Source organism: Acinetobacter legionensis (genome assembly GCF_057165765.1).
Genome location: NZ_CM169896.1, coordinates 4,195,926 through 4,214,183, shown reverse-complemented (window position 1 = coordinate 4,214,183; position 18,258 = coordinate 4,195,926). Strand labels below are relative to the sequence as shown.

The window sequence follows — 18,258 nt, the reverse complement described above, 5'->3', positions numbered from 1 at the left end:
GATCCATAATAAAAATGGACCTTGTTTATAGAGAAATTAATGAGTATTCAAATCAAAGGCTATATTGCAACAAGCGCAGATGGCTATATTGCAACACTAGATGGTTCTGTAGATTTTTTAGCGCCATTTCAAAGTATTGATTGTGGATATGATGATTTTATCCAAGATATCGATATTGTGATTATGGGGCGTAAAACCTATGAAGTGATTTGTTCTTTTGGTGAGGCGTGGCCTTATCCAGACCAGAAAGGATTTATCGTCACTTCTAATCCTGATTTAGCTTTAACTCATGCCTCGCTTTCGCGGTGGAACTTAGGTGTGGATGAACTTGTTGAGCACCTTAAACAGAATTATAACGGTAATGTCTGGATTGTCGGTGGAACACAATTGCAGAATACCTTTATTGAACAGAAGCTACTCAATACCTTAGAAGTTTTTATCATGCCTGTTCTTCTTGGAAAGGGCATACCGCTCTTTCCAAGTTTTGACTCGCGTGAACAGCAGTTAAAGTCCATACATGCTGAAATGATTGAAAATACCATTATTAAACACAGCTATGTTTTCTAAAAGTTGATGATTGTTGTGGGTCATTATGATTTAGATAAGGTACTAAAACAGATTATGCAAAATATTTCTGCATAAGCTGTTTAGATGAAAATGAATAGGATTAAAAATGACTATTTGGCTGTTTTAAAAATTCAATTTCTTCTACCGTTGAGCTTCGCCCTAAAATTTGATTACGGTGAGGATAACGCCCAAAACGATCAATAATCACTTTATGCTTTTTCTCAAAATCTAGATTGAGTGGATTGCCCAACTCTTCAAAAAGTTGTAAAGCTTGAATATGGATAATTTTTGATTCACTGTGCATAAATGGCATATACAGGAATGAACGCTGTTCAGGGCTTAATTGCTGATCTAAATTTAGCTGAATGGCTTCTTGTGATAACGCAAGTGCCAAGGCATCTTGTGCAAAAGATTCAGCATGATCTCTATACAAATTACGCGAGAATTGATCCAAAACAATAATTTCAGCCAAGCGACCTTCTGCTGTGGCGCGCCAAGTCCATAGTTCACAATGTTTGGCTTGATCCAAGGTATGTGCAAATCGCTGGTGCAAAGTTTGATCGAATGCGTCACTTTTTGCGAACCAAAATGGCTGAGTTTCTTCACTAAACCAAAAATCGATAATTTCTTGATAATTCATAGTAGTTACAATTCTTTAGTGATGATTTTTCTATAAAATCACAAATTTTAAATGTCTTGTAGAGGTAGTTTGTGTTAAAAACTTTTCCGAAATAAAATGAATAATTGATTTAAAACAACGATGCTTATACGTGTATATCGATAAATAACGTTATACTGCGGGCATCAAAACATTTTATTTTAAAAAATTCTTTAAGATAAGCGAGTAAGTATGAGTCAACCCGAAACGATTTCCCAATCATTAGTACCAAATTGGGTGGATTCTACCTTATTCAGAGGCATGTTACGTGGCATCGAACGTGAAAGCCTGCGTATGCAAAGTAATGGCTTTTTATCACAGGCTGATCATCCTCAGTCTTTAGGCTCAGCCCTAACACATCCGCATATCACCACAGATTATTCAGAAGCTTTGATGGAGTTTATTACCCCTCCCAAAGAAAGCATTCCTGAAGCCTTAAACTTTTTAACAGATGTACATGCTGTTGTGCATCGTCATTTAGAAAATGGTGAAAAGTTGTGGACTTTGTCCATGCCATGTATGTTGGATGACAAAGAAGAAAATATTCGTTTGGCGCAATATGGCACATCTAATATTGGTCAATTTAAAACCTTATATCGTCATGGCCTAGGCATTCGTTATGGTCGCCGTATGCAGACAATCTCGGGTGTGCACTATAATGTGTCTTTTCCAGATGCGTTATTTGAACAATTACAACAACACGAAAGCAATGAAGCACTTAAAGCATTAAGCCTGCAAGATTATCGCAGTCATCGTTATCTTGGGTTAATCCGTAACTTTATTCGTTTAACTCCTCTAGTGATGTATTTAGTAGGTGCAAGCCCTTCAGTCTGTAAATGCTTTATGACAGGGCGTGAACATCAATTGTTGCCTTTAATTAAAGGCACATTATTTCTACCTTATGCAACAGCATTGCGCATGGGGCGTTTTGGTTATCAAAATTCCGCACAAAAACAATTGGGTATTCATTACAACAATTTAGAAAGTTATGTGGCTGAATTACAAAAAGCGGTTAATTCCCCTTATGCACAGTTTAGTCATTTAGGTTTAAACGATGCCAATGGTAAGCCGATTCAAATTAATGATCACGTCTTACAAATTGAAAATGAATACTATAGCTTAGTACGTCCAAAACAAGTGCCACAAGAAGGGGAAACTCCTTCTCAGGCCTTGTCAAATCGTGGGATCGGCTATGTCGAATTACGCGCGGTAGATGTAAATCCATACAGTGCAATAGGTATTGATGAAGATACAGCAGGCTTCTTGGAAGTGGTTGCGTTGTATTGTTTACTGAAAGAAAGCCCTGATCTATGGGATGAAGAACAAGATATTATTGAGCAAAACCAAGCTGAAGTGGTCAATCGTGGTCGTGCACCAAATGCGAAAATCATTGATGCCGGTGTTGAATATCCATTACTTGAGTGGATTCAACAGCATGTCACCGCCATGCAACCCCTTGCAGATTTATTAAATCAATCCTATTCAACGGATTTATATCGCCAAGCGATGATAGTGATGCAAACACGTATTGATGATGTGGATGAAACACTATCTGCGCATGTGATTGCCGATACTGTAGAGCAAGGTGGCACATGGAATTTTGGTGGCTATATGGCCAATCAGCATATCCAAAGTTACGAACAACATGTATTAAGTCCAGAAACTTTAGCGTATTTTGAGGGGCTTACTCGAACATCTCTCGCAGAACAACAGCAACTTGAACAAAATACAAGTATAAGTTTCGAGGATTATCTGAGTAAATTTAGATAAAGCATTGATTAGATAATGAGGAAGTTCCATGCAATGGCGTAGTTATCGCTTCGTAAGTGGTCTTTTATTTTTGGCAAGTGTGATTGGTATGTCATTTGCGCTCTATTTAGAGCATGTACAAGGGCTTGAGCCATGTCCACTATGCGTATTTCAACGTATTGGATTGATTGGCCTAGGGCTAATTTCACTGATTGCCTTTTTGCATAACCCAAAAACAAATGTATTTAAACGCATTTATAGCTTCTTGGGTTTCGCTGCAATTTCTTGGTCAGTTGGTGTTGCCGCTCGCCACGTGTGGCTACAGAACTTACCTAAAGATCAGGTTCCAAGTTGTGGGCCAGGTCTAGACTATTGGGTAAATACATTGCCTTTAAAAGCGGTGTTTGAAAATGTCCTTAAGGGTTCTGGCGAATGTGCTATGGTCGATTGGACTTTTTTAGGACAATCTTTACCCGTTTGGTCATTATTGTTTTTTAGTGTATTAGCATTGATCAGTCTGTGGCAGTTGTTTAGAAAGTACTAATTTAAAACATCAAGAGCCAGTCTAAACTGGCCCTTTTTTTCAAATAAACTTCATTGATGTATAAATCAAGAAAAATCATAAATCATAAAATAAATTTAGCTGGGATCAGCATACTAGTCTGCTTGTCAACGGCACAAGTTTCTGCAAAGCTAGTCACTGTGATCAGTAAAGATGTGTCTTGTCAGTTTAAATCTGAATTTGATGACACTATCCCAGCCGACATTTCCTATATAAAATTGGGTGCTCAGCCATTTAAAAAATTTATTGTCGATCCAGATTATTTTTCAAGTCGAATTGAAGACTGTCAGTTGCATGGTGGCAGATACTACGTATTGTCCGTATCACAGAGCCATCCTGCTAGAACGCTTGCCCAGTCGCTCATTGAGGTGACGCAATTTGATTTAACAGGTAAAAAACTTAGCCAAAAGAATTATAATAAAGCTTGGACTTGTGAATTAAAACAAGGCTTACTGATCGATACACAATGTGCAGAAAAATCAAACTTTGATGAATATGGTGACATGATTGATCCTCATCAGAACAAGTCTTATCAAATTGAAGTGAAATAGCAGAAAAAAAAGTGGATTGAAGATCTGCTTTTTTACGATTAGGTTTCAACAATCCCTTGCATACTTTCTAATTTAATCAAATATTTGCGAATTTGTTCTTCCGCCAGCTCATCATGGTGCGGATAAAACCATTTGGCAATTTGTTCCGAAACCAAAGGATGATATTGAATCTCAAGATGGTTTAAGCCATAAAACACAGCTTTATGCGATTCAGGTAATTTTAACTGGAAACGTGGGTTCGGATGTTCACCCAAGGCACTTTTAACACTGACCAGATAGTCGCCAATCACTTTTAAGGTGCGGTTTTTGCGGTTTTCAAATTCTAAGGTACCTGCAATTAAAAAGGTATTGATATGAGAGGGTAGCGGAGCGGGTTTACGGTTGTCATCCATCAAACCAATACGAGCATTGTTATGCTCCCAGTCATCATCTCGAACACTTCCATAGCGCAAGTCTAAGATGCCATTACTGCGGATATTGACGATATGACTGATCATTTTAACAATAGGAAAATTACCCACTTTCTCTTGCATGGCAAATCCGAAACGTTCTAATAACGCACCATGATGCGGAGAACCAATACAAACTAGATTCTCTACCATATGGAACCACTGGTGCATGTTTTGTTTGCCATAGAACAGCGCACTGCGAGATACCAAGCCACCCATACTGTGCCCAATTAAATCAATACTGGTAATGCGAGGGTTACGTTTCACTAAGTCTTCTAAAAGATTTGCTAATGAACGTCCATTGGCTGAAATTCTGCGCCCAGTATTGTAGTGAAAATACAACATGGTGTTGTGATCACGCTGGGCCAATAGTTTCTCACCAATACCGCCATTGTTACGGTTGGTCCAATCTTGATAATTCATACATAAACCATGTGAGAAAATCACTACACGTCCAGCCAAATCACCTTGCTGTAATGCACCATAATGATCATAGAGTACAGGTGAGAGTGCCAGAGGATTATGGCTCGCTAACAAATAATCGCCCAATACCCCATTTAAAGCACTGACTAAAAAAGTCATATGGGAGGTCAAAGGCTTATCATGCAAATTTGGAAAACGTTCAATGGTTTTACGTAAAACTGGAGCAAGCAGATGGCTACCATAATTTTGCAACGCGTGATAACCAAATTGATAGAATTTATCGACAATTGGACGTGACTGAAATCGTTTGGCTTTTTGTTTACTTAAGCCAAAAATACTCAGCAACATTTCGCGTTGAATCGACTGGATGAAGTCTTGAACCATGCCACTGAGTGGCGTACTCACTAACTGCGCTAAACCTTCTAATACGTCGGCCTGACTTGGAGGCGAGCGATCCCACTTACAATAGGTTTCGTGTAAAGGGGTTAAGCTTGGCATTGTTATTTCCTCATCCATATTGATCTGGAACAAAGACTTTATTTTTGCTGTAGATCAATGTATAAATCCCTAGGCAATCATCTTATCTTGTTCATCCTGAACGCTATTTAAAATACCGATAATTGCGATTATGTTTTAGTTTTTTGTCGGACAATATCACGACATATACAAATTAAAACAATAATGTGATTCAAATCACATTAAAAACTAAAACATTGGTGGTAAAAAAGCAAACTATTTTCAATGAATATTATTTATTTACATGGTTTTAAAAGTAGTCCTTTATCAATAAAAGGGCAACAATTAGATGATTATTGTCGATGCTATTCATCGCATAGTGTGCATTTGCCTGATTTAAACCAACATCCGCAACTGGTTTTAGATCAAATTTCAGCGCTCATTGAAAAATTGCCTGATGTTGTACTGGTGGGGAGTAGCTTTGGTGGATTTTATGCGACACAATTGGTCGCAAAATATGGTGTGCCTGCTGTTTTAATTAATCCAGCTATGCGACCATGGCAATTGTTCAGTAACTTATTTGGAATTGAACAGATTCCCTATAAGATCAATGAAAAATGGACTTTAGATCGTTTACAACTTGACTACTTGGAAGCGATTGCCGTGCCATTTGTACAAGATGCAGACAAAATACTGGTCTTATTGCAACAAGGTGATGAAGTTTTAGATTATCGTGACGCTGAACGGTATTATAGTGCAGCTCCACACACATCATTAATCATGACAGAAATGCATGGTAATCATGCGATGGAAGATTTTGCAGATAAAATACCCATGATTCTGGAATTTTTATCATACTCCGTAAAATAAAAGGAAAAAACTCAACGTGTCTCAATATACGGCCCAATCACTTGAAGTATTATCTGGTCTAGATCCTGTACGTCGCCGTCCAGGTATGTATACCGATACCACTCGTCCAAACCATTTGGCGCAAGAAGTAATTGATAATGCTGTCGATGAGGCACTTGCAGGACATGCCAATAAAATTACTGTTACAGTATATAAAGATGGTTCGTTGTCGGTCGAAGACAATGGGCGTGGTATGCCCGTCGATATTCACCCTGAATATGGACAAAGCGGGATTGAAATTATCCTAACGAAATTACATGCTGGCGGTAAATTTAGCACTGATAACTATCAGTTTTCGGGCGGTTTGCATGGTGTAGGGATTTCAGTGGTCAATGCCTTGTCTGATCGTGTTGAGGTTGAAGTTCAACGCCACGGCAATCTTTATAAAATGGCGTTTGAACATGGTGAACCTGTTGCGCCTTTAGAGGTTTTAGAAGGCAAAGCGCCAAAACGTGCTACGGGGACAACAGTACATTTTTGGCCAGAAGCAAAATATTTTGACTCACCTAAATTTGCTTTAAAAGCGTTAAAACATAATCTCAAAGCCAAAGCTGTATTGGCTGCTGGTCTACAAATTAATTATATTGATCAGATTAATGACGAAAAAATTGAATGGCAGTTTGAAAATGGTCTCGTCGACTATTTGATGGATGAATTACAAGATCGTGAAATCATTCCAGATCCTGCCTTTGTCGCAACGGGTGAAGCTGAACGCGCCAGCGCTGAGTTTGCAATTTGCTGGAATGCTGAGGGTGGTGAACAAATTCAGGAAAGTTATGTGAATTTGATCCCAACGGCACAAGGAGGAACCCATGTAAACGGGTTACGCTCAGGTGTTACCGATGCGATGCGTGAGTTTTGTGAGTTACGTAACTTGTTGCCACGTAATCTGAAATTGTCTGCTGAAGATGTGTGGGATGGGGTTAATTATATTCTGTCGCTTAAATTCCAAGAGCCACAATTCTCAGGACAAACCAAAGAACGTCTTTCAAGCCGAGAAGCATCCAACATTGTTTTAAATATTGCCAAAGATGCTTTTGCGCTGTGGCTAAATCAAAACTCTGAAGTGGCCATGCAATTGGCTGAGATTGTGATTGCGAAAGCGGGTCGCCGTTTAAAAGCAGCGAAAAAAGTTGAACGTAAAAAGATTGTTGCTGGTCCTACCTTGCCCGGAAAACTATCAGATTGCGTCGGTCATACCCTTGAAGAATCGGAATTGTTTATCGTCGAAGGTGACTCTGCCGGTGGTTCTGCAAAACAAGCCCGCGATAAAAACTTCCAAGCGATCATGCCGATTCGTGGGAAAATTTTAAATACTTGGGAAGTGTCTTCTGACGAGGTGTTGGCCTCTCAAGAAGTGCATAATATTGCGATTGCAATCGGTGTAGATCCGGGCAGTGATGATCTTTCCGAATTACGTTATGGCAAAATTTGTATCCTTGCCGATGCCGATTCAGATGGTTTACATATCGCGACCTTGCTGTGTGCACTCTTCGTGAAGCATTTCCCTGCAATGGTCGATGCTGGACACCTTTATGTTGCAATGCCACCATTGTTCCGTATCGATGATGCCAAAGATGTTTACTACGCGCTTGATAACGAAGAGTTAGAAGCTATCTTAAAGAGAGTTAAATCTAAAAACCCGCAAATTACTCGATTTAAAGGTTTGGGTGAAATGAACGCCAGTCAATTGCGTGAAACCACCTTAGATCCGAATACACGCCGTTTGGTGCAATTGGATTTGGACGACACGCATCACACAACAGGTTTACTGGATAAATTACTTGCCAAAAAAAGGTCAGGTGATCGTAAAGACTGGTTAGAGCAAAAAGGAAACTTAGCTGATTTGAGTGTTTGATTATCGAACTCATTCATATTTGAAAAATGATGCCTCAGTGCATCATTTTTTTGATACCTCTTAAATATCGCATTGATGTAAACAGAATTATATTCTTCGTAAAACAAAATATTTCTGTATAGCCTTTCTATTTTTTCTCCTATTCTTTTACCTCTGCTCCATCCATCTCAGGGATTGGATTATTCCGTCAAAATCGTTTGGTGCTGTAAAGCAAAATTCATTAAGAAAGCTTAAAAATTTAATTTTGGGTCAATTTTTTGCACCCTCATTGCTCATTTTAAATAAAAAAAATCGCACTTAATTTGACCAGTATGACTTTTAATCTCGCACTTTCACCTGATCAACACTCGCACTATTGAGTCGTTGAAAGGCATTTAATGCTTATCAATGCACGTCCGATTTATATAAAAATAAGAGTGACTAATATTTTGATTTTATTATTTTTTATCATGAAATATATTCAACGATAAAAGCACAAATTCTCCACTTGGCATAAAAATTGAATTAAGCCTGTCAGGTAAAAGCAAAATCGCGCATTCAAAAATGCACCAAAAGGTTTGGAGAGAAAAAGATGATGTTCCAACAAAAAATGTTTTCAAAAACACTTCTCGCTGTGGCAATGATGGGGAGCATTGCGCTGACAGCTTGCTCAAAACCAGCAGATAAAACGGAAGCGAAACCCGCAACAGAAAATAAATCGGCAACTGCAACAAGCGGTGACACAATTAAAGTGGGCATCTTGCATTCATTGTCTGGAACAATGGCTATCTCTGAAACGTCGCTTAAAGATACGGCACTTATGGCAATCAATGAAATTAATGCCAAAGGTGGGGTGATGGGGAAAAAGCTTGAGCCTGTTGTCGTCGATCCTGCATCAGACTGGCCATTATTTGCTGAAAAAGCCCGCCAGTTGATTACTCAGGACAAAGTCGCTGTCATTTTTGGCTGTTGGACTTCAGTTTCACGTAAATCAGTGTTACCAGTTGTAGAGGAGCTCAATGGTCTGTTGTTCTATCCAGTGCAATACGAAGGTCAAGAACAGTCTAAGAATATTTTCTATACAGGTGCAGCACCCAATCAACAAGCGATTCCTGCTGTTGAATACTTAATGGGCGAAGAGGGAGGTAAGGCACAACGTTTTGTCTTATTAGGTACCGACTACGTCTATCCACGAACCACCAACAAAATTTTACGTGCATTTTTAAAGTCTAAAGGCGTTGCCGATGCAGACATCATGGAAGAATACACGCCGTTTGGACACAGTAATTATCAAACCATTGTCGGCAATATTAAGAAATTCGCTGCGGGTAAAAAGACCGCAGTTATTTCCACCATCAATGGCGATTCTAACGTACCGTTCTATCGTGAATTAGGTAACCAAGGCATAAAAGCTTCGGATATTCCTGTGATGGCCTTTTCAGTCGGTGAAGAAGAATTACGCGGGATTGACACCAAACCATTGGTCGGGCATTTGGCATCTTGGAATTACTTCATGTCTGTGAAGAATCCAGTGAATACCGAATTCGTCAATAAGATGAAGCAATACGCAGTTGAATATAAGCTTCCCAATGCCAGTAAATTGGTGACCAATGATCCAATGGAAGCCACCTACGTGGGTATCAATATGTGGAAACAAGCCGTTGAAAAAGCGGGAACAACGGATGTAGATAAAGTCCGTGAAGCAATGGCAGGTCAAAGCTTTAAAGCACCGTCAGGCTATACCTTAAGTATGGATGCTACTAATCATCACTTACATAAGCCTGTAATGATCGGTCAAATTCGTGGTGATGGGCAATTTGATGTGGTTTACAAGAGCCCTCAACCGATCAAAGCGGAACCATGGAGCCCGTACATTCCTAAATAAAGACTTTACGACCCCAAAAGCCTGCTACATGCGTAGTGGGCTTAACTGATGACTAAACTTTAAAGGTCATTGTATTTAAACACAAATAGGGGGAGTTGCACATGTCACTTAGACTGAAACTCGCAGCACTTTTTTTTACGATTTCTCAATTATTTCTTATTCAACAGATTTTTGCTGAATCTGAGCATAGCGCGCAATCGTCATCTGCTCAGGCAGTGGTAAGTCATGATGATGCCATTCAAAAATTTGTACGTGCAGATTTCTCAAACCGAAGAGCGATGTTGAATCAATGGCCGGCAAGTATTGACGAGCTTGATAAGTTGGTGGCTTATGTCGAAAACGACGAGCTTTATACCGACAGTTCAGGCAATACCTACATTATGAAAGCTGGAGACAAGCTGTTCAGTTATCCAGATGAACAGGCAATTACTGATTGGCCAGGTGATTTAAATCAAGTGACGTTGGTCAACACCTTGCACAAAGCCTTGAACTTTGGTCAGGCGAAGATCAAGTTACAGTCCCAAGATGCATCACAGCGATTGGCTGCGATTGATATCTTGGAGAACAATTTAGATGAGTTGGATATCAAAGCTATCAACCAACTTTATCTCAATGAAAAAAATAATAAAGTGAAGGCTCGTTTAGCCCAGTTAAAAGCACGAATTGATTTTAATAGTCCAGATACACTCACCAAAATTCAAGCGGTCAAAACGCTAAAAGATTCTAGTCGCCCTGATGTTTTGGCGATCATCGAACAAGCGCTAACACAGCCACACTTAAATCCAGAATTAAAGGCTGCATTGGTCAGTGCGCAAAGTAGTATTAAAACCCGAATTCAAGCAAGTGAATGGACAGGACATGTTTTTTCAGGCTTAAGTACTGCAAGTATTCTTTTGCTTGCAGCATTAGGACTGGCGATTACATATGGCTTACTGGGGGTGATCAATATGGCGCATGGCGAGTTGATCATGATCGGTGCTTATACCACTTATGTGGTGCAAAGTTTCTTTAAAATCCATTTGGGTGCTTATGTCGACTGGTACCTGATTGCAGCAATTCCAGCAGCATTTTTAGTCAGTGCTTTAATTGGTATGCTGATAGAACGAACCGTGATTCGTCCCTTATACGGCCGTCAGTTAGAAACCTTGTTGGCGACCTTTGGTGTCAGCCTTATTTTGATGCAATTGGTACGGATGATCTTTGGTGCACAGAATGTTGAAGTATCAAATATTTCATGGCTTTCAGGTGGAATTTCACTTACACCTAGTTTGATGCTGCCCTATAACCGTATTGCCATTATCGTCTTCACCATCACTGTATTACTTTTACTGGTTTATCTACTCAATAAAACCCGATTCGGTTTATTCGTCCGTGCAGTCACGCAAAACCGTCAGATGGCACGTGCTGTAGGTATTCGTTCTGCACGAATTGATATGATGGCCTTTGGACTGGGTTCAGGACTTGCAGGGCTGGCAGGCTGTGCCTTGGCACAAGTCGGTAATGTCGGACCTGACCTAGGGCAAAACTATATTATTGATGCTTTCCTTGTGGTTGTAGTGGGTGGTGTTGGTCAAGTTTGGGGCGCAGTGCTTGCCGCATTAGGTTTAGGTGTGAGTGGAACAATACTCGAAATTGGTATGGGCGCAGTGCTCGCCAAAATTATTCTCTTGGTTCTTGTGATTCTGTTTATTCAAAAACGCCCACAAGGTTTATTCGCTATCAAAGGTCGTTTTGTGGAGTAAGCCTATGAAAATCACATCATTACTTTCAGATAAACCCTATAGTGCAATCGCCATAGCTGTATGTTTCGCTGTGATGCTGATTCTGCCGTGGTTTCATGTGTTGCCACAAGATTCAGCATTACACCTCTCAGCATATTGGGTGACTTTGATTGGCAAAATCATGTGTCTGGCCTTGGTTGCACTAGCTTTGGATCTGGTCTGGGGCTATGCCGGCATCCTGAGTTTAGGCCATGGATTATATTTTGCTTTGGGTGGTTATGCTTTTGGTATGTACCTGATGCGAGAGTCAGCAGGCGAGCAATTGCCTGACTTTATGCGTTTTCTCAGTTGGACTGAGTTACCTTGGTATTGGGTCGGAACCCAGCACTTCTTATGGGCTTTGGCTTTGGTGATTTTGGTACCTGGTGTGATTGCCTTTATCTTTGGATTCTTTGCCTTCCGTTCCAAAATTAAAGGTGTGTACTTTTCGATTATCACCCAAGCTATGACTTTTGCTGCAGCACTGTTGTTTTTCCGCAATGAAACAGGTTTTGGTGGGAACAATGGCTTTACTGGATTTAAAACCATTCTTGGGATGGATATTACCTCTGCTTCTATGCGAGCAACATTGTGTTTCCTTACTGCCTTAGTGTTGTTACTGAGTTTTATCGGCTTACGTAGTTTAATGAATAAGCCTTATGGTCGAGTGTTGGGGGCAATCCGTGATAGCGAAAACCGGTTGCAATATTTAGGCTATCGTACCCTGTGGTACAAACTGTCGGCATGGGTCCTTTCAGCGGTGATTGCCGGAATTGCTGGTGCATTGTATGTCCCACAAGCAGGCATCATTAATCCAAGCGAAATGAATCCTGTGAATTCGATTGAAATGGCGGTTTGGGTTGCAGCAGGTGGTCGTGGCACATTGATTGGTCCAATTCTAGGTGCAGGTCTGATCAATGGAGTTAAAACCTATTTTACCGTTGCATATCCTGAAATATGGTTATTGATCCTTGGTGCATTATTTATCGTTGTAACCATCTTCCTCCCTAAAGGGGTGATTGGATTGCTTGAGCGCTTTAAAAAGGAGGATCACTAATGTCAGAGCTATTGTCAGATTTGGGCTTAAATTCGCAACATGGTGGTCAAATCGGTGAGGGCTATGGTCGTCCTAAAGCTGAAGGTGCTGATTTCAGCCATGGTATTGCACTTTACTTAGAAAAAGTCAGTGTATGGTTTGATTCTTTCCGGGCTTTAAATGATTTGTCTCTTTACATTGAAGAAGGGGAGTTGCGCTGCATTATTGGACCAAATGGTGCGGGGAAAACCACATTGATGGATGTCATCACCGGTAAAACACGCCCTACCGAAGGTTCTGCCTTTTTTGGTCAAAACTATGATCTTGCCAAAATGAGTACAGAGCAAATTGCAGAAGCGGGTATTGGTCGTAAGTTTCAGAAACCAACTGTATTTGAAAATTTTACCGTGATGGAAAATCTGCTCCTTGCTGCACCAAAAGACAAAACTGTGAAAAAAAGTTTTTTTAGCAAGTTAAGTCCCGATGCACAGTTGGCTTTGGATGAATCTTTGCAACAGATTCGTTTACAAGAGTTTATTCAAAAGCCTGCGGGATTGTTATCACATGGACAAAAGCAGTGGCTTGAAATTGGCATGCTGTTGATGCAACGACCTAAACTGATCTTGTTGGATGAGCCTGTAGCGGGAATGACCGATGCTGAAACTGAACGGACAGCAGAGTTATGTTTGGAATTAAAAAAGAATCATACCTTGGTTGTAGTCGAGCACGATATGAGCTTTATCGACACCATTAGTGAGAAAGTTACGGTTCTGGCACAAGGTGCCATTCTAGCCGAAGGAACTTTGGCGGAAGTACAAGCCAATGAAGATGTGATTGAAAAGTATTTAGGACGTTAAGGGGAGCAATATGCTAGAAATAAAAGACGTCAATCAATTTTATGGGGGCAGTCACATTCTCCGTGATGTGACTTTAACTGCGCCGATTGGTGAGTGTTCTGTGGTTTTAGGACGCAATGGTGTGGGTAAAACCACCTTATTAAAATGTTTGATGGGAATTTTACCGATTAAGTCTGGGCAAATCTTATTGGATGGCAAAGACATTGCTAAAATGAGCCCTGAACAGCGTGTACGCGCGGGTTTGGCCTATGTTCCTCAAGGGCGAGATATTTTTTCTACACTCACAGTAGAGGAAAATATTTTGATTGGCATGGCAAAATTTTCTGGTGCAAAAACCCGTAAAGTCCCTGAGCATTTATATGAAATTTTTCCTGTCTTAGACGAAATGAAACATCGCCGTGGCGGTGATTTATCGGGTGGGCAGCAACAGCAATTAGCCATTGCACGTGCTTTAGCATCGGAGCCGAAAGTTTTGATTTTAGATGAGCCGACCGAAGGAATTCAGCCTTCGATTATTAAAGATATTGGTCGAGTGATTCGAAAATTGGCAGATGGTGGCGAAATGGCGATTGTACTTGTAGAGCAATTCTATGATTTTGCCGAGGAGCTGGCCGATAACTATACCGTGATGGCACGTGGTCAAGTGGTTGCACAAGGCATTGGTGAAGAAATGCCTGAAAAGGGGATTCGTGATTTAGTGGCAATTTAACAGAATCGTGAAAACATTTTGTTTACCTCCCTGAGTCAAGGGAGGTGTGGTTAAACCCTATATTATTGAGGCTCAACTTTCTGATAATAGCCTGTTGATGAAACATTCATCCCAAAGCCACAATCGGCTTGTTCATTTAATTCTTTCACTTTAATAAAATTGCCTAAAGAGGCGTTATAAGTGAAATTGATGTCAATTTGACAATTTTCAAAACGATAGCTTGCTTTCTTGGCATGAAGTGGCATTTCTGTTTCAAATTCGCCAATATTTGGACCATAGATGAGACTTCGAGCACCCATCCATAGACCAGTGAACTGAATGAGATATTTCTGATCACGTTTTTTAATGGTGATATTGTTCCATTCGCCAAAACCTGCATAACTGGCATATTCTCCTGTTAAGTCATTGTTTGGTTTTGGTGTTACTAACTTTTTTAAATTAAATTGACTGGTTTTTGTGGGTTTAATTTGAAACCACGCTCTTGCCCATAAGGGTTGATTGAGTTTGCTATACGTTAAACCCACATTATTATTGGCAATGTCGATGTCATTATCTGAAACCCGAATATCAGCTTCTTCTTCACCCACAGACTGACAAAAAGCACTCCAAGATGCTTGTCTTTGAAACTGATCAAGCGCTTTTTTATAGTTTTTCTGGTCGTAAAATTTTTGTCCCAATTTACGATATTGACTGAGTTTGGCACAACCCTGTTTTATATTTTGTTCATCGTAGTCAGCAGCATGGCTTGCTGTATTAAGTATCAATGCAAATGGTGCCAATAGACTGATTATAATTTTATTCATCGATATTCGCTCTGAAGTTCAGCAATATTGTTTATGGTTATACAACAAATTTTGAAAAAACGACAAAAAAATTTACGACGGATGCTGTATAAATACTGCTCTATTTTAATCAAAATTTAATTGCATCAACACCAAATCACGCCACTGCCCAAATTTTTGTCCGACTCGTGGCATATAACCTGTTTGTTTAAATCCGAGTTGTTGGTGTAGATAAATCGAACCAGTATTTTCGTGGTCAATTGCAGCAACCATAACGTGGATATTGTGCTGTTGAGCATGTTCAATCAATTTCAGCATTAAGCGTTTGCCGAGCCCTTGTCGAGTAAATTCTGGGTCGATATAAACAGAGTGCTCAACTGTATATAGATAACCGTTGATTGCTCTAAAGCTTGCATAATCGGCATAGCCTGCAATGGCATGAGTCGCTGTTTCTTCAGCAACAAAAAGTGGAAATTGCTGTTGTTGTAATTCTAGAAACCACTGCTGGTAATCTGCGAAAGTCTTTAATTGGCTGTTCCATGTTGCTAAACCTGTTGCAATTTCATGATTATAAATACGCATAATCTCAGTTAGGTCAGAAGCTTGAGCAGGGCGGATCTGAAAATTCATGGATACAGGTCAATGGAAAATTGATAGGGGTATTCTAAAAAGATTTATTTTTAAGGGCAATAAAAAAAGCAAAACCGAAGTTTTGCTTTCTGATCAATGGATTTAGCTCAGTCTTAGAAATGATACTTGATTAAAGCGCTGACATTATTTTCGTCTTTGCCTGGAACACCGTATTTGTTGTGCCATACAGAGTGTTCAACACCAAGATATAGACGGGTATCTGGAGAAATGTGTTTACCCGCATTCCATTTCCATTGTGTCGTCCAGTTCAACTCGCTTGAGTGTGCAACTTGATCTTTTTCTGCAGTTGACCAATCAAGGAAACCGTCCACAAGGAATTCTTCAGATGCAATTTTAAATGGAATTCCATAGGTAAATGTCAATTGATAGTCATCTTCTTGGATTTCATTATTGGCACGGTAGAAATTTAATTGCGCATATTGAAAATAAGGAATAGCTAAATCAACACCAACACCGTATAGGTAGTTGTTCATGTCTTTACCACCTTCCCAAGTGGTTGCAATTAATACGTCTTTAATTGGGCCTAATTCAAGTTTTTTCCCAGAAACAGCACCTAAGCTAAGACGTGGAGAAACCTCAAAATAAGTATCCGACTGACCATCACTGTTGGTACGGTCAGCAAAGGCAAAGAAATCACCGTATTTAAGTTTGGCAGCATACTCAAAAGTGATAGTAGATTGTTTCTCATCTGGTGTTAGTTCATAGTTTTCACCATAAAGACCAGTAATACTAAAATCTTGCCAAACAGGCGCAGCTTGAGCCAAAGTTGCAGTTGAAGCGATTGCGCAGATAGCCGCAATTTGTGTAAGTTTCATGAATTCTTCCTTTCCCCCAAGAAAAGCGCTTCAAGAATACAGATTCTTAAATAAAAATAAAGCGAAAATTAGATGGAATGAAAATAAATATGTAAACATCAAGAGGTGAAATGTTTTAAAACGTGAGTCGCATATTTAAAGCAAAGATTTAAAATTTATATCCATTAAAAGTTTAAGAATTAAACATAGTTGATGTTTTTAGTCAGAATTAGTCATTAAAAAATCAATTAAATCATTTAATTATAAAGTAACGTAACAAGATGTCATTTTTCATATTCTTTTCATAAAAAAGTTAAAAATCTACTTGCATATTTTCCAATATGGCCTGATATTGAATGTATAAGAACACCTATCTGCAGATCGTTAAAAGTGTTCATCTTTGCAATAGAGGAGTTACGGTTCCAATTTATTGTAGGTGAAAAGCTGTCTTATACAGCAGGCGCAAAGTGTGCCGAAAATATAAGTTTTGCACTCGTTTTTTGATTAGAAAGAGGATGTTTTTTATGAATATAGAAATCCGTACAGATAAAAATATTAGAAATAGTGATCGTTTAATTACTTACGTACGCGATGAGCTAAATCAAGAATTCCAACGTCATAGCGAACGTATTACCCAGTTTTCAGTTCATATCAGTGATGAGAACGGTGACAAAGGTGGGGCGGATGATATCCAGTGTATGATTGAAGTCAAAGCAGCAGGTTTGAAGCCAGTCGTGGTAAAACATCGAGCGAAAAACATTGATCTTTCATTACACGGTGCGATAGATCGGGTAAAGCGTAGCCTAGAGCACGTATTAGAAAAAATTGAAAATCCACGTGGTGGAAAACTAGAACTTGCTGATGCAGATGAAGCATGATCTGATAAAAAGCCCTTCGGGGCTTTTTTATGGTCTTCAATTTTATGGTTTTAAAACAGTCCTTGATTATCTTCTTTGTCATAAATGAACAATAAATGCCATTTATAAAATAAAAGCGATACGATTAAAATTTTTCAAAGCTATTTTAAAAATATTCGTCATAATGTTGTATAGGAATAGAATAGTGAGATCAACATGTTATCAGCACAACAACAAGTCTTTATACAGGCTTTAGAAGATTTAGACCTTGCTCAAGTCAAACGTTTGCTTGCAGATGGATTTGATCCTAACTTTATGGAACCTGAAAAAGGGCCAGCTGTTTCGATTTGGTCAGATGGATTGTTTAAATGGTGGGAAAAAATTTGTGATGCCTATGAAGCAGGTCATCCTTTAACGGCAGAACAAAAAGCACAAGACTTACAACCGCATTTAGATATTTTGGATGCTTTAATTAGTGCCAAAGCAAACTTTTATTTGTGGGACACTGAAGAGTGCTATGGTCCACTGTGGGATGCAGCAAGCGCAGCCTGTGTACCTGCAATTCATAAGCTTTTAGATCATAAGGTTGACCCGAACACCAAAGATGAAGAAGGGAAGACCATTTTATCTTCGATCAGTGATTTGTTCTTTGATTGTGAATTTGATCAAATAGATTGGTCTCAGGCTTTACCTGAAGAGAAAGAATCTTTAGAGTTACTACGTAGTCGCGGTGCGAAAATGTCCAAAGAATTATCGTAAATTTTGA

At 39.4% G+C, this 18,258-nt stretch carries 18 protein-coding genes; 13 read left to right on the top strand and 5 right to left on the bottom strand.

The genetic code is table 11. The features are described from left to right. The first annotated feature begins 39 nt into the window (after positions 1 to 39). Positions 40 to 567, top strand: coding sequence for a dihydrofolate reductase family protein (locus tag AC2G3J_RS19335; protein WP_336952504.1), 528 nt, complete (start codon positions 40 to 42; stop codon positions 565 to 567). Positions 568 to 667: 100 nt separating this feature from the next. Here the strand turns inward: AC2G3J_RS19335 and AC2G3J_RS19330 are convergent, their stop codons facing one another. Beyond that, positions 668 to 1,207, bottom strand: a complete 540-nt coding sequence (locus AC2G3J_RS19330; RefSeq protein ID WP_336952503.1) for a DUF924 family protein — start codon at positions 1,205 to 1,207, stop codon at positions 668 to 670. A gap of 210 nt (positions 1,208 to 1,417) precedes the next feature. On the opposite strand from AC2G3J_RS19330, the gene gshA reads away from it, so the two are divergent. The 3 genes from gshA to AC2G3J_RS19315 all read left to right on the top strand — a co-directional run bounded on the left by gshA (position 1,418) and on the right by AC2G3J_RS19315 (position 4,087). Then, a complete protein-coding gene (gshA, locus tag AC2G3J_RS19325; RefSeq protein WP_336952502.1) occupies positions 1,418 to 2,995 on the top strand; it encodes a glutamate--cysteine ligase in 1,578 nt (525 codons plus the stop codon). Between the two features lie 28 nt (positions 2,996 to 3,023). Further along, positions 3,024 to 3,518, top strand: coding sequence for a disulfide bond formation protein B (locus tag AC2G3J_RS19320; protein ID WP_336952501.1), 495 nt, complete (start codon positions 3,024 to 3,026; stop codon positions 3,516 to 3,518). Between the two features lie 122 nt (positions 3,519 to 3,640). Continuing rightward, entirely contained in the window at positions 3,641 to 4,087 is a 447-nt protein-coding gene (locus AC2G3J_RS19315) for a hypothetical protein (RefSeq protein ID WP_419819764.1), read from the top strand. A 38-nt stretch (positions 4,088 to 4,125) separates the two neighbouring features. Here the strand turns inward: AC2G3J_RS19315 and AC2G3J_RS19310 are convergent, their stop codons facing one another. Next, positions 4,126 to 5,457, bottom strand: a complete 1,332-nt coding sequence (locus tag AC2G3J_RS19310; RefSeq protein WP_419360603.1) for a PGAP1-like alpha/beta domain-containing protein — start codon at positions 5,455 to 5,457, stop codon at positions 4,126 to 4,128. Between the two features lie 243 nt (positions 5,458 to 5,700). Here AC2G3J_RS19310 and AC2G3J_RS19305 point away from each other — a divergent pair, with 243 nt between their 5' ends. The 7 genes from AC2G3J_RS19305 to urtE all read left to right on the top strand — a co-directional run bounded on the left by AC2G3J_RS19305 (position 5,701) and on the right by urtE (position 14,408). Next, positions 5,701 to 6,285, top strand: coding sequence for a YqiA/YcfP family alpha/beta fold hydrolase (locus AC2G3J_RS19305; RefSeq protein ID WP_336952498.1), 585 nt, complete (start codon positions 5,701 to 5,703; stop codon positions 6,283 to 6,285). A 16-nt stretch (positions 6,286 to 6,301) separates the two neighbouring features. Further along, positions 6,302 to 8,182 carry a DNA topoisomerase IV subunit B gene (gene parE / locus AC2G3J_RS19300; RefSeq protein WP_004718669.1) on the top strand — a complete coding sequence of 627 codons (1,881 nt, stop codon included), beginning with the start codon at positions 6,302 to 6,304 and terminating at the stop codon, positions 8,180 to 8,182. 574 nt (positions 8,183 to 8,756) lie between these two features. After that, positions 8,757 to 10,046 carry an urea ABC transporter substrate-binding protein gene (urtA, locus tag AC2G3J_RS19295; protein ID WP_336952598.1) on the top strand — a complete coding sequence of 430 codons (1,290 nt, stop codon included), beginning with the start codon at positions 8,757 to 8,759 and terminating at the stop codon, positions 10,044 to 10,046. A gap of 101 nt (positions 10,047 to 10,147) precedes the next feature. Beyond that, positions 10,148 to 11,788 (top strand): urea ABC transporter permease subunit UrtB, encoded by a 1,641-nt coding sequence (gene urtB, locus AC2G3J_RS19290; RefSeq protein ID WP_336952497.1) that lies wholly within the window; start codon positions 10,148 to 10,150, stop codon positions 11,786 to 11,788. 4 nt (positions 11,789 to 11,792) lie between these two features. Further along, positions 11,793 to 12,863 carry an urea ABC transporter permease subunit UrtC gene (gene urtC / locus AC2G3J_RS19285; protein WP_004718664.1) on the top strand — a complete coding sequence of 357 codons (1,071 nt, stop codon included), beginning with the start codon at positions 11,793 to 11,795 and terminating at the stop codon, positions 12,861 to 12,863. Continuing rightward, the gene (gene urtD / locus AC2G3J_RS19280; RefSeq protein WP_004718659.1) at positions 12,863 to 13,699 is read left to right on the top strand and encodes an urea ABC transporter ATP-binding protein UrtD; all 837 of its coding nucleotides are present in this window, start codon (positions 12,863 to 12,865) and stop codon (positions 13,697 to 13,699) included. The genes urtC and urtD overlap by 1 nt, the downstream gene beginning before the upstream one ends. 10 nt (positions 13,700 to 13,709) lie before the next feature. Continuing rightward, positions 13,710 to 14,408, top strand: a complete 699-nt coding sequence (gene urtE, locus AC2G3J_RS19275) for an urea ABC transporter ATP-binding subunit UrtE (protein ID WP_056517139.1) — start codon at positions 13,710 to 13,712, stop codon at positions 14,406 to 14,408. A 62-nt stretch (positions 14,409 to 14,470) separates the two neighbouring features. On the opposite strand, the gene AC2G3J_RS19270 is transcribed toward urtE, so the two are convergent. The 3 genes from AC2G3J_RS19270 to AC2G3J_RS19260 all read right to left on the bottom strand — a co-directional run bounded on the left by AC2G3J_RS19270 (position 14,471) and on the right by AC2G3J_RS19260 (position 16,656). Next, the gene (locus tag AC2G3J_RS19270; RefSeq protein ID WP_419326933.1) at positions 14,471 to 15,211 is read right to left on the bottom strand and encodes a hypothetical protein; all 741 of its coding nucleotides are present in this window, start codon (positions 15,209 to 15,211) and stop codon (positions 14,471 to 14,473) included. A 105-nt stretch (positions 15,212 to 15,316) separates the two neighbouring features. Then, positions 15,317 to 15,820, bottom strand: coding sequence for a GNAT family N-acetyltransferase (locus AC2G3J_RS19265; protein ID WP_419326934.1), 504 nt, complete (start codon positions 15,818 to 15,820; stop codon positions 15,317 to 15,319). A 113-nt stretch (positions 15,821 to 15,933) separates the two neighbouring features. After that, positions 15,934 to 16,656 (bottom strand): outer membrane protein OmpK, encoded by a 723-nt coding sequence (locus AC2G3J_RS19260; RefSeq protein WP_004718652.1) that lies wholly within the window; start codon positions 16,654 to 16,656, stop codon positions 15,934 to 15,936. A gap of 503 nt (positions 16,657 to 17,159) precedes the next feature. Here AC2G3J_RS19260 and AC2G3J_RS19255 point away from each other — a divergent pair. Then, on the top strand, positions 17,160 to 17,513 hold the full coding sequence (locus AC2G3J_RS19255) for an HPF/RaiA family ribosome-associated protein (protein WP_004718651.1): 354 nt from the start codon (positions 17,160 to 17,162) through the stop codon (positions 17,511 to 17,513). 195 nt (positions 17,514 to 17,708) lie between these two features. Next, complete coding sequence (locus tag AC2G3J_RS19250) at positions 17,709 to 18,251, top strand: ankyrin repeat domain-containing protein (RefSeq protein ID WP_105713903.1); 543 nt, start codon at positions 17,709 to 17,711, stop codon at positions 18,249 to 18,251. Positions 18,252 to 18,258 lie beyond the last annotated feature (7 nt).

Coding starts and splice junctions, on each gene's coding strand:
- AC2G3J_RS19305 (WP_336952498.1), top strand. CDS start 5,701: ATGAATATTATTTATTTACATGGTTTTAAAAGTAGTCCTTTATCAATA.
- urtB (WP_336952497.1), top strand. CDS start 10,148: ATGTCACTTAGACTGAAACTCGCAGCACTTTTTTTTACGATTTCTCAA.
- gshA (WP_336952502.1), top strand. CDS start 1,418: ATGAGTCAACCCGAAACGATTTCCCAATCATTAGTACCAAATTGGGTG.
- urtC (WP_004718664.1), top strand. CDS start 11,793: ATGAAAATCACATCATTACTTTCAGATAAACCCTATAGTGCAATCGCC.
- AC2G3J_RS19250 (WP_105713903.1), top strand. CDS start 17,709: ATGTTATCAGCACAACAACAAGTCTTTATACAGGCTTTAGAAGATTTA.
- urtA (WP_336952598.1), top strand. CDS start 8,757: ATGTTCCAACAAAAAATGTTTTCAAAAACACTTCTCGCTGTGGCAATG.
- AC2G3J_RS19330 (WP_336952503.1), bottom strand. CDS start 1,207: ATGAATTATCAAGAAATTATCGATTTTTGGTTTAGTGAAGAAACTCAG.
- AC2G3J_RS19255 (WP_004718651.1), top strand. CDS start 17,160: ATGAATATAGAAATCCGTACAGATAAAAATATTAGAAATAGTGATCGT.
- AC2G3J_RS19270 (WP_419326933.1), bottom strand. CDS start 15,211: ATGAATAAAATTATAATCAGTCTATTGGCACCATTTGCATTGATACTT.
- AC2G3J_RS19310 (WP_419360603.1), bottom strand. CDS start 5,457: ATGCCAAGCTTAACCCCTTTACACGAAACCTATTGTAAGTGGGATCGC.
- urtE (WP_056517139.1), top strand. CDS start 13,710: ATGCTAGAAATAAAAGACGTCAATCAATTTTATGGGGGCAGTCACATT.
- urtD (WP_004718659.1), top strand. CDS start 12,863: ATGTCAGAGCTATTGTCAGATTTGGGCTTAAATTCGCAACATGGTGGT.
- AC2G3J_RS19320 (WP_336952501.1), top strand. CDS start 3,024: ATGCAATGGCGTAGTTATCGCTTCGTAAGTGGTCTTTTATTTTTGGCA.
- AC2G3J_RS19335 (WP_336952504.1), top strand. CDS start 40: ATGAGTATTCAAATCAAAGGCTATATTGCAACAAGCGCAGATGGCTAT.
- AC2G3J_RS19265 (WP_419326934.1), bottom strand. CDS start 15,820: ATGAATTTTCAGATCCGCCCTGCTCAAGCTTCTGACCTAACTGAGATT.
- AC2G3J_RS19260 (WP_004718652.1), bottom strand. CDS start 16,656: ATGAAACTTACACAAATTGCGGCTATCTGCGCAATCGCTTCAACTGCA.